The organism is Bradyrhizobium sp. USDA 4461 (assembly GCF_054055655.1).
This window is the reverse complement of record NZ_JBSRXM010000001.1, coordinates 2,203,488-2,219,170: the sequence shown is the minus strand read 5'-3', so window position 1 is coordinate 2,219,170 and position 15,683 is coordinate 2,203,488. Positions and strand designations below refer to the sequence as shown.

At 67.1% G+C, this 15,683-nt stretch carries 12 protein-coding genes; 5 read left to right on the top strand and 7 right to left on the bottom strand.

All coding sequences use genetic code 11. From position 1 onward, the window contains the following. The first annotated feature begins 96 nt into the window (after window positions 1-96). From accD to ACVINW_RS10350, 3 genes are all read left to right on the top strand, one after another. Window positions 97-1,038, top strand: a complete 942-nt coding sequence (accD, locus tag ACVINW_RS10360) for an acetyl-CoA carboxylase, carboxyltransferase subunit beta (RefSeq protein WP_456751202.1) — start codon at window positions 97-99, stop codon at window positions 1,036-1,038. A gap of 95 nt (window positions 1,039-1,133) precedes the next feature. Further along, window positions 1,134-2,378, top strand: a complete 1,245-nt coding sequence (locus tag ACVINW_RS10355; RefSeq protein WP_456756361.1) for a bifunctional folylpolyglutamate synthase/dihydrofolate synthase — start codon at window positions 1,134-1,136, stop codon at window positions 2,376-2,378. A gap of 113 nt (window positions 2,379-2,491) precedes the next feature. Further along, window positions 2,492-3,232: a metallophosphoesterase family protein gene (locus tag ACVINW_RS10350; protein ID WP_456751201.1), complete on the top strand. Its 741-nt coding sequence runs from the start codon at window positions 2,492-2,494 to the stop codon at window positions 3,230-3,232. Window positions 3,233-3,235: 3 nt separating this feature from the next. Here the strand turns inward: ACVINW_RS10350 and ACVINW_RS10345 are convergent, their stop codons facing one another. The 5 genes from ACVINW_RS10345 to ACVINW_RS10325 form a co-directional block, all read right to left on the bottom strand. Then, a complete protein-coding gene (locus ACVINW_RS10345; protein ID WP_456751200.1) occupies window positions 3,236-4,300 on the bottom strand; it encodes an ATP-dependent DNA ligase in 1,065 nt (354 codons plus the stop codon). Window positions 4,301-4,396: 96 nt separating this feature from the next. Beyond that, window positions 4,397-4,717 carry a thioredoxin gene (gene trxA, locus ACVINW_RS10340; protein WP_016847387.1) on the bottom strand — a complete coding sequence of 107 codons (321 nt, stop codon included), beginning with the start codon at window positions 4,715-4,717 and terminating at the stop codon, window positions 4,397-4,399. Window positions 4,718-4,833: 116 nt separating this feature from the next. Then, a complete protein-coding gene (gene addA, locus ACVINW_RS10335) occupies window positions 4,834-8,310 on the bottom strand; it encodes a double-strand break repair helicase AddA (protein ID WP_456751199.1) in 3,477 nt (1,158 codons plus the stop codon). After that, the gene (gene addB, locus ACVINW_RS10330; RefSeq protein WP_456751198.1) at window positions 8,304-11,450 is read right to left on the bottom strand and encodes a double-strand break repair protein AddB; all 3,147 of its coding nucleotides are present in this window, start codon (window positions 11,448-11,450) and stop codon (window positions 8,304-8,306) included. Before addB ends, addA begins: the two co-directional genes overlap by 7 nt. Window positions 11,451-11,523: 73 nt before the next feature. Further along, on the bottom strand, window positions 11,524-12,480 hold the full coding sequence (locus ACVINW_RS10325; RefSeq protein ID WP_456751197.1) for a LysR family transcriptional regulator: 957 nt from the start codon (window positions 12,478-12,480) through the stop codon (window positions 11,524-11,526). 79 nt (window positions 12,481-12,559) lie between these two features. Here ACVINW_RS10325 and ACVINW_RS10320 point away from each other — a divergent pair, with 79 nt between their 5' ends. Together ACVINW_RS10320 and ACVINW_RS10315 are read left to right on the top strand one after the other, a co-directional pair. Next, a complete protein-coding gene (locus ACVINW_RS10320) occupies window positions 12,560-13,462 on the top strand; it encodes a hypothetical protein (RefSeq protein WP_456751196.1) in 903 nt (300 codons plus the stop codon). Next, window positions 13,459-14,472 (top strand): DUF2891 domain-containing protein, encoded by a 1,014-nt coding sequence (locus ACVINW_RS10315; RefSeq protein WP_456751195.1) that lies wholly within the window; start codon window positions 13,459-13,461, stop codon window positions 14,470-14,472. The genes ACVINW_RS10320 and ACVINW_RS10315 overlap by 4 nt, the downstream gene beginning before the upstream one ends. A 12-nt stretch (window positions 14,473-14,484) precedes the next feature. Here ACVINW_RS10315 and ACVINW_RS10310 read toward each other — a convergent pair whose 3' ends face one another. Then, window positions 14,485-15,207, bottom strand: coding sequence for a nucleotidyltransferase family protein (locus ACVINW_RS10310; RefSeq protein WP_456751194.1), 723 nt, complete (start codon window positions 15,205-15,207; stop codon window positions 14,485-14,487). 129 nt (window positions 15,208-15,336) lie between these two features. After that, a complete protein-coding gene (locus ACVINW_RS10305) occupies window positions 15,337-15,657 on the bottom strand; it encodes a PilZ domain-containing protein (RefSeq protein ID WP_456756360.1) in 321 nt (106 codons plus the stop codon). Between the last annotated feature and the right edge of the window lie 26 nt (window positions 15,658-15,683).

Genomic DNA, 15,683 nt, shown 5'->3' with positions numbered 1-15,683 from the left:
TTGCGGCAACAAGGCCGCCAATGGCGGCTTGCCGGGTTCGCCCGGCCCGCCATATATCCAGCTGGTGCGGGACCGACCCGCATTTCGGAGCGAACCATGAACTGGCTCACCAACGTCGTCCGGCCGAAGATCCGCAACATCCTGCGGCGCGAGACGCCGGAGAATCTCTGGATCAAGTGTCCGGATTCCGGGCAGCTCGTGTTCTACAAGGACGTCGAGGCCAACCAGTTCGTGATCCCCGGCTCGAACTACCACATGCGGATGGGCGCGGTGGCGCGGCTGAAGTCGATCTTCGACAACGAGACCTGGTTCGACGTCGCGTTGCCCGAGGTGACGGCCGATCCGCTCAAGTTCCGCGACGAGCGCAAATACGCCGACCGCATCAAGGATGCCCGTGCCAAGACCGGACTGAACGACGCGATCAAGGTCGGTTACGGCAAGCTCGAAGGCGCCGGCGTGGTGGTCGCGGTGCAGGACTTCGATTTCATGGGCGGCTCGCTCGGCATGGCCGCCGGTGAGGCGATGGTGCGCGGGCTCGAGCTCGCGGTCGAGAAGAAGTCGCCGTTCATCGTGTTCGCTGCATCCGGCGGCGCGCGGATGCAGGAAGGCATCCTGTCGCTGATGCAGATGCCGCGCACCACGGTGGGCGTGCAGATGCTGCGCGAGGCGAAGCAGCCCTACATCGTGGTGCTGACCAACCCGACCACCGGCGGCGTCACCGCGTCCTATGCGATGCTCGGCGACATCCAGATCGCCGAACCCGGTGCGCTGATCGGCTTCGCCGGCGCCCGCGTGATCGAGCAGACCATTCGCGAGAAGCTGCCGGAAGGCTTCCAGCGCGCCGAATATCTGCGCGAGCACGGCATGGTCGACATGGTCGTGCACCGTCACGAGATGAAGGCGACGCTGGCGCGGCTGTGCCGCCTGCTGACCAAGGCGCCGGCGCTCGAAACCGCATCGAAATCCACGGCCCCGGTCACCGAGCCGGCCCAGATCGTCACGGCGCCGGAGACGGTGCCGGCTGCGCCGCACGCGTGACCGCAAGCGCCGCCCCATCGCAAGCCTCGTTCGAGGCGTTGATCGCGCGGATATCGGCGCTGCATCCCAAGCGCATCGATCTCAGCCTCGATCGCATGCGCGGCCTGATGGAGCGGCTCGATCATCCCGAGCGCAAGCTGCCGCCGGTGATCCATGTCGCCGGCACCAACGGCAAGGGCTCGACGGTTGCCTATCTGCGCGCGATCCTCGAAGCATCAGGCCTGCGCGTGCACGTCTTCACCTCGCCCTACCTGGTGCGGCTCAACGAATGCTACCGGCTGGGTGCGGTCGGCGGCGGCAAGCTGGTCGGCGACGACGAGCTGCGCGCGACGTTCGAGGAATGCGAGCGCATCAACGCCGGCAACCCGATCACGGTCTTCGAGATGGAGACGGCGGTGGCGTTCTGCCTGTTCGCCAAGCATCCGGCCGATGTCGCGCTGCTCGAGGTCGGCCTCGGCGGCCGGCTGGATTCCACCAATGTGGTGGAGACGCCGCTCGCTTCGGTGATCACGCCGGTCAGCATGGATCACATGGAATTCCTCGGCGACAATCTGGCGGCGATCGCCGGCGAGAAGGCCGCGATCATCAAGCGCAAGGTGCCGGTGGTGTGCGCCGAACAGGCGCCCGAGGCAATGGCGGTGATCGAGGCGGAGGCGAGCCGCATGCGCGCGCCGCTGCATGCCGCCGGCCAGCAATGGCATGTCGGTGTTGAGCGTGGCCGGCTGGTCTATCAGGACGAGCGAGGCCTGCTCGATCTCGCCGCGCCAAAACTGTTCGGCCGGCACCAGTTCGACAATGCGGGCCTTGCGATCGCAACGCTGCGCGCGATCGACGCGTTCAAGCTCAACATCGCAGCCTTCGAGGCCGGCATCGTCAATGCGGAATGGCCGGCGCGGATGCAACGATTGGTCTCAGGCAGCCTGGTCTGCCAGGGCCCGCAGGGCTCCGAGATCTGGCTCGATGGTGGCCATAATGCCGAGGGCGGCCGCGTTGCGGCTGCTGCGCTCGGCGATCTCGAGGAGCGGGTGTCGCGGCCGCTGGTCGTGATCGCAGGCATGATGGCCAACAAGGATGCCAACGCCTTCCTCGCCAATTTCGCCGGGCTGACGCGACACATCATCGCGGTGCCGGTGCCCGGCCGCGACAACGGCATGGCGCCGGACAAGCTCGCCGACGCCGCGCGTGCGCTCGGCATGCGGGTCGAGATCGCATCCGGCGTCGACGCCGCCTTGCAGCGGCTCGCGACGCTGGCCTACGAGGTGCCGCCGCGCATCCTGATCACCGGCTCGCTGTACCTCGCCGGCCCGGTGCTTGCGGCCAACGGCACGCCTCCTGCATGATCCCGCTGACGTAGCCCGGATGAAGCGAAGCGAAATCCGGGAAGGCTCGATCCGCCGAGGCTGGGCCCCGGATTACGCTTCGCTTCATCCGGGCTACGGGAGAACAACACATCATGCGATTTGCTGCGATCGCCGATATCCACGGCAACCACCTCGCGCTTGAAGCGGTGCTGTCCGACATCCGCGCCCAGGGCATCTCCGACATCGTCGATCTCGGCGACATGGTGAGCGGGCCGCTCGACGCGCGGCCGACGATCGACATGCTGATGGCGCTCGATGCGGTCCATCTGCTGGGTAATCACGACCGCTATCTGATCGACCGCCCCCACGAGAAGATGGGCTCCTGGGAGCGGCTGACCTATACCCAGCTCGAGCCGCAGCATCTCGACTGGCTGCGCGCGCTGCCTGCCAATGCGGTCTATCGCGACGCGGTTTTCCTCTGCCACGCAACGCCGCAGGATGACGAGACCTATTGGCTCGAGGCGGTGCTGCCGGGCGGCGAAGTCTGCATGTCCGCGCTTGATGCGATCGAGGCCAAAGCCACGGGCATCACGCAATCGCTGATTCTCTGCGCGCACACTCATACGGCGCGTGCTGTGCGGCTTCGCGATGGGCGGCTGATCGTCAATCCCGGAAGCGTCGGCTCGCCCGGCTATCGCGCCGGCAAGCCGCATCCGCATGTCGTCGAGGCCGGCTCGCCCGACGCGCGCTACGCGATCCTCGAACAGGTTGGTGGCGACTGGACCGTGACCTTCCGCCACATCCCCTACGACCACGCAGCGATGGCGGCGCTGGCGAGGCAGCACGGCCAGGCCGAACTCGCCTCGGCGCTGGCGACCGGATGGATCCGCTGACGGCTACGCCTTCAACAGCTTCATCGGATCGACCGCCTTCTGCTTCAGCTGCTCGAACGTGCATTGCGTCGGCGCTTTGTCCGGACGCCAACGCAGGATTGAGGTGCCGTGGCGAAAGCGGTCGCCGCTGAAATGGTCGTAGCAGACCTCGATTACGAGCTTGGACCTTAGCGGACACCATTGTGCCGAGCGTTCGGTCGACCACCGGCTCGGACCGCCCGGTGCATTCCCTGTGAAGCCGGGCTTGGCGATCAACGGCTCGAGGCGATCGGTGAGCGCTGGCTTGTCCTGCTGCTTGATCGCCGAGGTGAAGCCGACATGGTGCAACAAGCCGTCGTCATCATAGAGGCCGAGCAGCAGCGAGCCGACGACCTTGCGGCGGCCGATCCTGTTGGTGGCATAGCGAAATCCGCCGATCACGCAATCGGCGCTTCTGAATTTCTTGATCTTCTGCATGCCGTCGCGATTGCCGGCCTGATAGGGCAGGTCCAGGCGTTTGGCGATCACGCCGTCGAATCCGCCGCCGGAGCGCGCCAGCCATGTCTTCGCCGTCGTGTAGCTCGTTGTCGCCGGCGAGAGCCGAAAGCCGGGATTGGATTTCAATTGCGCTTTGGCAAAAGCCTCGAGCTGCGGCCGGCGCGTGCTCAAGGACTGTCCGGAAAGCTTCGTCTCGGTCGGCGACGCCAGCAGGTCGAACGCCAGATACAAGGCGGGCGTTTCATGCGCGAGCCGTGTCACGCGGCTGGCCGCCGGATGGATGCGTTGCAGGAGATCGTCGAAGGAGAATGTCCGGCCGTGCGGCACCACGATCTCGCCGTCGAGCGCGAACGACTTTGCCTTTACGCTCAGCGCCGCGGCGACCAACTCAGGGAAATAGCGGGCGAGATCCTCGCCGGATTTCGAGCGCAGGTCGACCTTGTTGCCTGCGCGTTTCAGCAGGCAGCGGAAGCCGTCCCATTTGGGTTCGTATTGCCACGCTTTGCCGCGCGGGATGGCATCGACCGAGCGGGCCTCCATCGCGACGAGCGGCGTGGATATCGAAGCGGGCTTCTGACGTGGGAAGGGCAAGCGCTAAGACCTTCAAACGCAACACACAAGGTCTCAACGCAAACGGCCGGCGAATCCGCCGGCCGGGCTCGAAATTATTTAATCAGCAGACCTGGATCAGACCGCAGCGGTGATCCACTGCTGCAGCTTGGCCTTCGGGGCGGCGCCGACCTGACGGGAGGCCATCTCGCCGCCCTTGAAGATCATCAGGGTCGGGATCGACATCACGCCATACTTCGACGCGGTCTTCGGGCTCTCGTCGACGTTGAGCTTCACGATCTTGACCTTGTCGCCCATCGCGCCGGAAATCTCATCGAGAGCGGGCGCGATCATGCGGCAGGGGCCGCACCATTCGGCCCAGAAGTCAACGACCACCGGCCCGGTCGCCTTGAGCACTTCGGCTTCGAAATCGGCGTCAGAAACCTTGCCAACGGCCATGTGAGTACCTCGTTCGGTTAGGACAAAAGGGCGCGGTTGAGAATCGCGCCCGGGAGCATGGGGCAAACGTATGAATGCCCCCTTGCCGGGTCAAGCTCGCTCACGCCGACATGACCTTATGCCAGCCCGGCGTCTAGCGCGGAGGCGGAAATCTCCATCATTTCAGGGGTTTCGGTCCAGAGCAGAGCGGCGTGGATGATCCTGTGGGGATAAAGTTTTGCCAGCACCGCACGGTACAGTGCGAGCTGCCGGATATAGCCCCTGGGGGCCTCGGCGGAGATCTTGGGCGGGGCGTGGTTGGTCTTGAAATCGACGATCAGGACCTCGTTCGGCGTCACCACCAGCCGGTCGATCTGGCCCGAAACCAGCTCTTTCGGCCGGCCCGGCCGCTCCAGCCGACCCACGATCGAAACCTCGGCACGGCTGCCGGGAGCAAATACCGGCGCGAAGCGCAGATCGACGGTGAGGGCGACCACCTGCCGCGCCAGCGCCGCGCGCTCTTCCTCGCTCCAGCCATCGGCGTTACGAGCAAGATAACCGAGCGCCGCGTCGAGCCGTCGTTCCACCGCGACGTCGGGTAGCGATTGCAGCAGGCGATGCACCAGCGTGCCGCGCTGCAGGGCGCGGGCGCGCAGCAGCACCGATTCGCCGGTTCGTATCTTGTGGCCGTCGTCATCGGCCGGATCGGACGGGCGCAGCACGTCCGCGGCGGCGGCTTCCGGCGCGGCCGCCGTCCGCAGCCAGGACGGCAGTACGATCGGCGCCGCGGCCGGCGACGCCGCGGCGCTGGTGAGATCGGCAGCGTCATCCGGCCGCGAATAGCGCGTCACTTTGCCGGCCGGCGTCTCCTCTTCCTCCAGCTTGAGCCCGGAATTGGCGAGCCCCTTGGTGATCAAATCGTACCAGGAGGATTTGCGTACCGTGTTCATGTTGCCGGGCATGCAGCCGCCGACGATCAGCCGGTCGGCGGCACGCGTCATCGCGACATAGAGCAGGCGGCGATACTCGTCCTCGGTGTCGCCGAGCATCGCCTTGCGCGCGTCGGCGACGCTGGGCGGATCCTCGGCCTTCTTGCCGGCCCACACCACGACGCCGGGGGCGTTCGGTGCGGCGTTGCCTTGCGGCAGATGGATCAGCCGCAGCCGCTGCGTGTCCGACGGCGAGGTCGTGGTGTCGACCAGGAACACCACCGATGCTTCGAGGCCCTTGGCACCGTGCACGGTCATCACGCGGACCTCGTCGCGCGAGATCTCCATGTCGCGCTTCACCTCGGTGTCGGCGGCGCGCATCCAGGCGACGAAGCCCTGCAGCGAGGCCGGCGCCTTGCGCTCATAGCTCAGCGCCAGCTCGAGGAATTCGTCGAGCGCGTCATTGGCCTCGTGGCCCAGCCGGCGCAGCATGCGCGCCCGCCCGCCATCGCCGCCGAGCAGCCAGGCGTAGAACGCGAACGGCGTCTCCTGGGTGAAGCGGCGCTCGCAGCCTTCGAGGCGGCGCAGCGCGGCCGCCAAACGCTCATCACTCGGCGCCAGCGCGGCCAGCGCCTCGCGCAGCGAGCCGCGGCGCTGATACGCCAGCTTGAACAGGTCGTCATCGTCGAGGCCGAACAGCGGGCTCTTCAGCGCCACCGCGAGCGCGAGGTCGTCCTGCGGCAGCAGCAGCGCATCGGCGAGGTTCATCAGGTCGATGATCGCGATGTGCTCGGTCAACTTCAGCCGGTCGGCGCCGGCGACCGGGATGTTGGCATGCTTGAGCGCCTGGATCACCGCGTCGAAGGCGTTGCCGCGCCGCCGCACCAGGATCAGCATGTCGCCGTAACGCAGCGGCCGCCGCGCGCCTTCGCTGCCGGTCATGGTGCCGCTGGTGACGAGGCGCTTGATCTCGGCCTGGATGCGCCGCGCCAGCTTCACCTCGGGGCTCGTCACGGACACGCCGTCGAACGGCGCCCGCCAGCCCTCGATGTCCTGGCGGTCGTCGGCCGCCGCAAGATCCCACAGCTCGATCAGGCTGGGGCCGGCATCGGCCATCGCATTGTGGATCGGATAGCCGTTCTCGACCGCATGAATGCTGCGGAAGATCTCCTGCTCGCGGAACACATGGTCGACCGAATGCAGGATCACCGGCCCCGAGCGGAACGAATAGGTGAACGACACCGGATCGAATTTCAGCCCGGCCTCTTCAAATCGTCGCTTCAGCTCGCGCCGTCGCAGGTCGAATTCACGGGGGGCTGCGCCCTGGAACGAGAAGATCGACTGCTTCTCGTCGCCGACCGCGAACACGGTGCGCACCAGGCCGTCGCGGGCACCGGCGCCGGAGGTGAATTCCGAGATGATATGGGCGACGATGTCCCATTGCCGCGGGCTGGTGTCCTGCGCCTCGTCGATCAGCACGTGATCGACGCCGCGGTCGAGCTTGTAATGCACCCAGCCCGAGGAGACGCGGTCGAGCATTGCCAGCGTCTTGTCGATCAGATCGTCATAGTCGAGCAGGCCGCGTTCCAGCTTCTCGCGGCGGTAATGCGCGGCCGCCGCGGTCGCGATATGGATCAGCGCCTCGGTGCGGTCGCGTGCCACCACGGCGCGGCGGCGCTCGATCAGGGGACCGAGACGGTCGATCTCCGCCTCGAAGCGATGACCCGCGATGGAGTTCTTCTTGATGAAATTGTTGGTGACGACGGAGGCGCGCGGTGCCCGCTCATCGGTCAGGAACACGCCGAGATATTCGTCGACCTGCGCCGCCCCGCTAAAGGTCAGTGCGCTGCGCAGCCGCTCGGCCTGCTTCTGATCCGCCTTGCTGCTGGTGTCGAGCAGCGTCGCCGTCTCCTGCCAGCTCGACCGCGGCAGGTTCGGCCCGTCGACGATCTCGCGCTCGACATCCTCGATGCGAATATCGGCGGGAACGCCAAGCGCCGCGGACATCTGCGCGGCGGCGGCCGCGGCGCTGCCGGCGGCATCGGTCCAGGCCATGAAATGGTCGCGGCTGAGGCAGGCTTCGCGCACCACCTCCTTGAAGGTGACGTCGGCGGCATTTGCCATCGCCGTCCGCAGCGCGCGGCCGATCGGACTGTCGGGAATCCGCGATGCCTCGAGGAACACGGCGAGATTGGCGCGCTCCATCATCTCGTTCTGGTCGCGATCATCAAGCACGGCGAAGCGCGCCGGCACATTGGCCTCGAACGGAAACTGCTGTAGCAGGCGAGTGCACAGCCCGTGGATGGTCTGCACCTTCAAGCCGCCGGGCGTCTCCAGCGCGCACGCGAAAAGCTTGCGCGCTTCCTTGCGGAGCTTCGAATCCGGATGTGCGATGCCGGCCTCACGGATCGCAGCATCGAGCCCGGCATCGTCGAGCGTCACCCAATGGCCGAGCGTCGTGAACACACGTTCCGCCATGTTCGCAGCGGCGGCCTTGGTGAAGGTGATGCAGAGAATCTTTTCCGGCGGCACGCCTGACAGCAGCAGGCGAATCACGCGCTGCACCAGCACATGCGTCTTGCCCGAGCCGGCATTGGCCGACACGAAGGTCGAGGCCTTCGGATCGGACGCGCGGGCCTGCGCATCACGTACCGCGGGCGGGATCGGTCTGGCGGCCTTCACCATTCCTCGATCCCCAGGCCGCCGGCGGCGGACCATTCCTTGATCCGCGCGAGGTCGTCATAGGCGCCGTAACGGTTCGCCCACATCGAGAGGTTCAGTGAGGTGTAGGCTTGGCTCTCGTCGTCGAAGGCGCGGATCAGGGCTTCCAGCTTGCGCCGCGCGCTGTCGGCGGCTTCATCGGGCGGCTGCGGGGCGTCGTTGGTCTTGATCTTCAATTCGAGCGAGCGCTGCTCGCCCGGTGGGTTGTTGCCGCTCAGCCTGACATAGACGAGATCGCCGACCGAGGAGCCCGCCGGGATGTCGGCAAAGCCACCCTCGCGCAGGATCGCGGCTTCCAGCGTCAGCTGCGGCGACAGGCCCATGCGCACCTGCTTGCCGGTCGGCGGTTGCCCGGTCTTGTAGTCGAGGATCGCGAAGCTGCCGTCGTCGCGCCGCTCGATGCGATCGGCGCGCGCTGAGAGCACGAACGTCCTGGCATCGTCAAGCGGAATGCCGATCTCGCCGCGGATCTCGGCCTTGATCGCAGCAATGCTGCCGCGCCGGGCCTGCTCCCATTCGGCAAACCAGCCCGCGATGCGCTGGAAGCGCGGCCACCACAGCGCGCGCGCCTCCGGCCGCTCCATCAGTGGCGCGAAATGCCTGCTACCGATGTCGCGCAGCGCGCCCTTGATGTCGTCAGGCAGCGCGTCGGCGTAAGTTTGCGTGAACTCGCCGAGCGATTCGTGGATTGCGGAGCCGCGGTCCGCCGCAGACAGCGGCATGTCGACCGGATCGAGCGGATCGAGCCGCAAAATGTAGCGCGCATAGATCGTATAGGGATCGCGCAGCCAGTCCTCGATCGCGGTGACCGACATTTTCAGCGGCCGCGCCTCGCGCGGTGGCCGCGGCTCGGGCTGCGCGATCGGCTCGACCTTGTCGGGCCGGTCGAGCTCGGCGGCATATTGCACATAAATCTCGCCGGCCGAAGTCGCGGCTTTCCAGCGCGCTTCGCCCGCCACCGCTTCGAGCCGATGCAGGAAGCGCGAAGCAACAGCCGGCGCGCCGCCGACCTTGGCCGCGTGGGTCAGGATCACCTCGTCATGGCCGAGCAGCTGCGCGAAGTCGTGCGCGGACAGGCCGATGCGCCGTTCGGGGAGATCGAGCCCGAGCTCATGCCGCATCGGCCGGCTCAGCCACGGGTCGACCCGCGGCGCCGGCGGCCAGACGCCCTCGACCAGGCCGCCGAGGATGACGCGATCGGATTCGGTGAGGCGCGCTTCGAGCGAGCCGTAGATGTTGAGCTGAGCCCGCGCCGATTCCGGCCGCCGTACCATGCGGTCGGCGAATGCGGTCTGGAAAACCTCGGGATAATCTGACAGCGGCGTCATCAGCCCGCTCGGCTGCTGCTTGGCGAGCAGCTCGTCGAACGCGGATGCCAGCGACGCACCGGCGCGTTCCTCGAACGCGATGGCGATGCCGTTCTCGTCGGAGGACAGCGCGACCAGCGCCTCGCGGTGGCGCGCGGCCAATTCGGCGAAATCATGCAGTTTTGACGACGCCATGCCTTCCAGTGGCGCCAGCGCCGCCTGCAACCTGGCGATCAGGTCCTGCGCCTGGTTGAGCTCGTTGTCGCGCAGCCGCGTGCGTGGCTCCATGGCGTGCAGCGACGAGGTCTCGCCGCCACTAAGCTTGACCAGTTCGGCGCGGAAGCGGGCGAAGTCGCGGGCAAGCCCGGCGGTCCCGGCTTGCGGCCGCGTGCCGCGCAGCAACGCGATCTCCAGCACCTCGGTCGCGCGCTTCAGCGCACCGTGCGCGCTGCCGAGCCGGAACAGCGGATGCTTGAGCAGCGCGAGCAGTGTCGGCGGCTCCAGCCCCCTGGCCGCGGCCTCCGCGGTGAGGCGGGCGAACACGCCGGCGGGCGTTTCGATCAGCGCGTCGCCGCCGGAATCGTCGAATTCGAGCTTCCAGCGCGTCAACGAGGCCATCACGCGGCGCGCCAGCGCGCGGTCCGGCGTCACTAGCGCGGCCGATTTGCCGAGATGCCGCGCTTCGCGCATCGCGACCGCGATCGCCAGCGCCTCCATCTCCGGATTGGACGCCTCGACCACGGTGAGGTTGCTCATCCCAGCCGAAATCCGCGCCGCGATCTCGGGCCGTTCCAGCCGGTCGTGCCATTGCGCGGTCGCGGTCGAGGGACGCATCGTCTCCGACACCAGAATTTCGCGGCCCTGCGGTGCCGGCTGCGCGAGACTTTCGACATCGCGGCGCTTGATGCCGAAGCGGTCGAGCAGCGCGTGCATCGCGAATTGCGGGTGGTTCGACGAGGGCGGCGTTTTGAACCTGCCGTCGTCGCCGCGCTCGCCGCCGATCGTGTCCCAGGACTCTTCATCGAGATCGGTGTCGAGCCCGGGCAGCACCACCGCGCCGTTCGGCAGCTTCGCCACCGCGTGCAGGAATTTTGCGGTGGCCGGCATCGAGCCGGTCGAACCGGCCGCGATCACCGGGCCCGTCGGATGCGCGGTCAGCCGCGCGGCTTCCGCCTCGATCAACAAATCGCGGCGCGCCGCCGGTTCGATCCGGCCGATCTCCTTGAGGTAGTTCGGCCAGGCGTCGCGTGCGATGCGCAGAAATTCCAGCGAATGCTGCCAGTATTTGTCGAGCTGGTCCGGCACCAGGCGGTCGAGTGCGCGCCAGTCGACGCCGCGCGTTACCATGTCGTCCATCAGCCGCGCCAGATCGCCGGCGAGCTGCAAGGTCGAGGCCGGACCGCCGACCACCAGCGGCGCCGACACCGGCGTCTTGGCCCAGGCCGCGACCAGATGCGCCAAGGTCAGCCGTCGCTCGAGCTCGCCGAGCCGGGGCGGGATCTCCAGCGGCGCGGCGCCGCCGATGTCGTCGCCCTGATCGGCGAAGGCGAGCTCGTCCTCATCGATCTCGCCGAGCGCTATGATGCGTGGCAGCACCGCTGCGTCGGAATCGAGCACGTCGAGGAAGATTTCGCGCGCCAGCCGTCCGGCGCGGCGGGTCGGCAGATAGAGCGTGGCGTTGGCGAGCTTCGCCGGATCGTTGCGCGCCTCGAATCCTGCGACCAGCCGGCCGTCGACCAGCGCCGAGATGACGGTGCGCAGGAACGGCGCAGAAACGGGAACGCTGAAAACGCGCATGGGCTGCCTGATTCGATCCGGCGCCAATATAGGGAGCGGCGGCCGTCGTTAGCCACCCCTCATGCTCAACCGCTCATGATCGCAATCCGGCGACGCAGCGATCGATGGCATCCAGGAACCAGCGCAGCGCCGGATCCTCAGCAGCACGGCTTGCATGAATCAGGTCGATCGCGAAGGCTGGAATGTCGATCGGCGGCATGACCACCGCAACATCGGCCAGATTCGTAAAGCGGCGGGCGACGCGCTCGGCCATCGTGGCGATGAGATCGGTGCCCGTGACCGCGAAGGGAACGGCCACCACATGCGCAAGCGTCACGGCCACTCGTCGTTTCAGTCCATGGCGCGCCAGCAGCGCGTCGATCACGCTCGGCAGGCCATCGCCGCCGGCCGCCGAGAACAGCGCATGCGGCAGGGCCGCATAATCTTGCAGGGTCAGGCGTTCCGATTGATTGGCGGGCGCGGCGGCGCGGATGCAGACGAAGCGCTCTTCGAACAGCCGGTGCCGGACGCAGCGTGGCGACTCCGGCAAATGGCCGCCGATCAGCGCGTCGAGTTCGCCGCGCTCGAGTTTTGCGAGCGCCGTCGTCGCTTCGGTCAGTGGGCGCACGGCAAGGTCGATGCCGGGCGCCTCGATGCGCAACAGGCGGGTCAGTTCCGGCACCAGGACCAGATCGCCATAGTCGGTGGCGGCGATGGTGATGCGTCGTCGCGCGGTGGCGGGATCGAAGGCAGGATCGGGCGCCAGCGCGCCTCTGATCTGCCGCAACGCCTCGCCGACCGGCCCGGCCAGCGCGAGTGCCTTTTCGGTCGGCTGCATGCCGGCGCCGGCGCGCAGGAACAGTTCGTCGGCAAACAGCGCGCGCAGCCGCCGCAGCGCGCTGCTCATCGATGGTTGGGCCAGGCCAATGCGCTCGGCCGCGCGGGTGACATGGCGCTCCTCCATCAGCGCCTCGAAGGCGACCAGCAGATTGAGATCGACGGCAGCTAAATTCATTGCAGCAATAATGCTTATAGAAATAATCGATTTCAACAATGATTTGCCCAGTCGTATGCTGGGTCAGGACATGGCGATGAGATCCGAGGATTTGGCGCGATCATTGGAAAGGCTGGTGCCCCGGGGACCCACCTTGTTGATCATCGGCGTGCTGGCCGGACTGGCTTTGCCTGCCCTGGCGGACGCCGTCCGCCCGCTGATGGCGGCGGCGATCTTCGTTCTGGTGCTCGGCACCTTTGTGCAGACCGATGGCGCGGCGTTCCGGCGCGCATTGCGGCGGCCGCTGGTCTGGCTGCTATTGCCGGCGCTGGCGATGCTGGCCTGTCCGCTGGCGGTCGGCTTCGCCGCGCGCGGCGCCGGACTTCGCACCGAACTGATCGTCGCGCTGGTGCTGTCGGTGTGCGCGCCGCCGTCGAGCGGCACGGCGGCGGTCGCGCGCATGCTCGGCTTCGACGCCACCGTTCCGCTGGCAGTGACGCTGTTGTCGATGGTGCTGGCGCCGGTCACGGTGCCGCTGATCGCAGCCGGCTTTGCCGGTCTCGCGCTCGATCCGCTGGCGCTTGCCGTGCGGCTGGCGCTGCTGGTCGGCGGCGCCGGCGCGGTCGCGTTGCTGCTGCGCCAAAAAGCCGCTGCAGAATTGGCGCGGCGTTCGCGCAGCATCGATACGCTCGTGCTCGCCTCGCTGCTGCTGTTTGCGATCGCCACCATGGCCGGCGTGCGTGCGCAGATCGAAACGCAGCCGATCGCGGCGGCGACCTGCATCGGGCTCGCTTTCGCCTGTAATCTCGCGCTGCAAGGATTTGGCGTACTACTCACGCCGGGCAATCTTGCTGCGCGGCTGACCAGCGGTCTCGTTCTCGGCAACCGCAACGTCGGACTGATCTGGTCGGCGATGGGCGCGGCGGTGTCGCCGATGACGGCGCTGTTCTTCGCGGCCACCCAGTTTCCGATCTATATGACGCCGCGCCTGATCGAGCTGCTGGTCCGGCGCGCGCGCAAGGAGCAAGCCCCGTCATGAGCGACCCGATCCTGACCGAAGACCTCGCCGTCCGTTTTGCCCGCATCGCGCTCGGCCATGTCGGCCGCGAATATCCCAACAAGCCGGATCATGTGCTGGCGGGTCCGCAGGACGCGCGCACGCCGCGCGAGCTGCATCCGGTGTTCTTCGGCAGTTACGATTGGCACTCCTGCGTCCACAGCTACTGGATGCTGGCACGGCTGCTGCGTCGCTATCCGGCATCCGACGTGGCAGATGATATCCGCAGCCTGTTCAACGAACAGTTCGTTGCGGAGAAGATCGCGGCCGAATGCGCCTATCTCGCGGCGCCGACGGCGCGCGGCTTCAAGCGGCCGTATGGCTGGGGTTGGCTGCTGAAGCTCGCAGCGGAGCTCTCATTGCTCGACGGGGCGCGGTGGCGCGATCGAATCGGGCCGCTCGCTGAAATCTTCGCGCAGCGTTTTCGCGATTTCCTGCCGCTCGCCACCTATCCGGTGCGGGTCGGCACCCATTTCAACACCGCGTTCGGGCTGCGCATGGCTGCCGATTATGCCGCCGTGACGCAGGACGATGCATTCGGCGCGCTGCTGCGCGAGACCGCGCTGCGCTGGTACGGCGCCGATCGGGACTGTCCCGCCTGGGGCGAGCCCAGCGGCGACGACTTCCAGTCGTCCGCACTGATCGAAGCGGAGTGCATGCGGCGGCTGCTGCCGCCGGGCGACTTCCTGCCCTGGTTCGATCGCTTCCTGCCGCGGCTTGCGCAACGCGAGCCCGCAACCCTGTTCCGCCCTGCCACGGTGACCGATCGCACGGATGGCAAGCTGGCGCATCTCGATGGGCTCAATCTCAGCCGCGCATGGTGCTGGCGTGCGCTGGCCGGTGCATTGCCGGAGGATGATACGCGCCGTGCGATCCTGCTCGACGCCGCGCGACGCCATCTCGACGCCGGCCTGCCGCATATCGCCGGCGACTATATGGGCGAGCACTGGCTGGCGAGCTTTGCGGTGCTTGCGATCGACGGAGACGATTGACGACGGCGTCGCTTACGCGACGCTTTCCAGGTAGGCTTCTTCCGCGGCCTGGATCGCGTCTGGGGTGCCGACATGCATCCAGACGCCGTCGAGGCGCAGGCCGAACAGCCGCTCCTGCTCATTGGCGCGGTCGAACATCTTGGTCAGCGAGAACTCGCCGGCCGGAGCGTCCGCGAACAGCGACGGCGACATGATCGCGGCACCGGCATAGACGAACGGCACCACCTGGTTCTCCCGCCGCTTGCGCAGCGCGCCGTCCGGCAGCATCGAATAGTCGCCGCGGCCGCCATAGCCGATGCTCGAGGCGGTCGGCGCCATCAAGAGCAGGATATCCATCCGCTCGGGGTCGAAGGCTTCCGCGAGCCGCCCCAGATTGGACCGCACGCCGTCGATCCACATCGTGTCGGCATTGAGATGGAAGAACGGCGCATCGCCGAGCAGCGGCAGCGCCTTGACGACCGCGCCCCCGGTGCCGAGCACCTGGTCGCGCTCGTCGGAGATGATCACGCGCGGGCGGCTGCGGGTCTTGACGTGCTCGATGATCTGGTCGGGCAGATAGTGCACGTTGACGACGGCCTCAGTGACGCCGGCGCCGGCGAGCTTGTCGAGCACATGGTCGAGCAGCGGCTGGCCGGCGACGCTGACCAGCGGCTTCGGCATCGTGTTGGTCAGCGGGCGCATGCGGACGCCGAGACCCGCAGCGAGCACCATGGCCTTATGGGGAGTGACGGGCATTTTCCGGATATTCTCGGTCATCATCTCTCATGCGCCGATCCTATCACGGCGATTCGGCAAGCACATCAATCAGACGCCATAGTCATAGGACATGACGGCCGTAAGACGGCATTAACGACGACGGTTGGCCTAAACGTCGGCTGCCTGCGCGCCGCGTTTGGCCGTTTTCTTCTTCTTGTCGCCTTGTTTGAGGAAGTTGACGCCGATCTGATCGCCATTGACCCACGCCAACTCGCAGCGGCGATAGGCCAATCCTGTGGACGACAGCAGCAGAAAGAACTCCTTCAGGTTCAGGCCCTCGACCGAGCCCTCGACGGAGAGCTTGGCCCCCATCTCCGACACGTCTTCCATGGTGCAGTCGCGCCGCCAGGTGCCGTCAATGCCCATCATGTGCGCGGCGATGCCGCGTTCAAACGTGACACGATCGCCCCTGCGTCGTTCCGTCCCCATCGTCTGGTCCCGCTCCCGATCCGGCC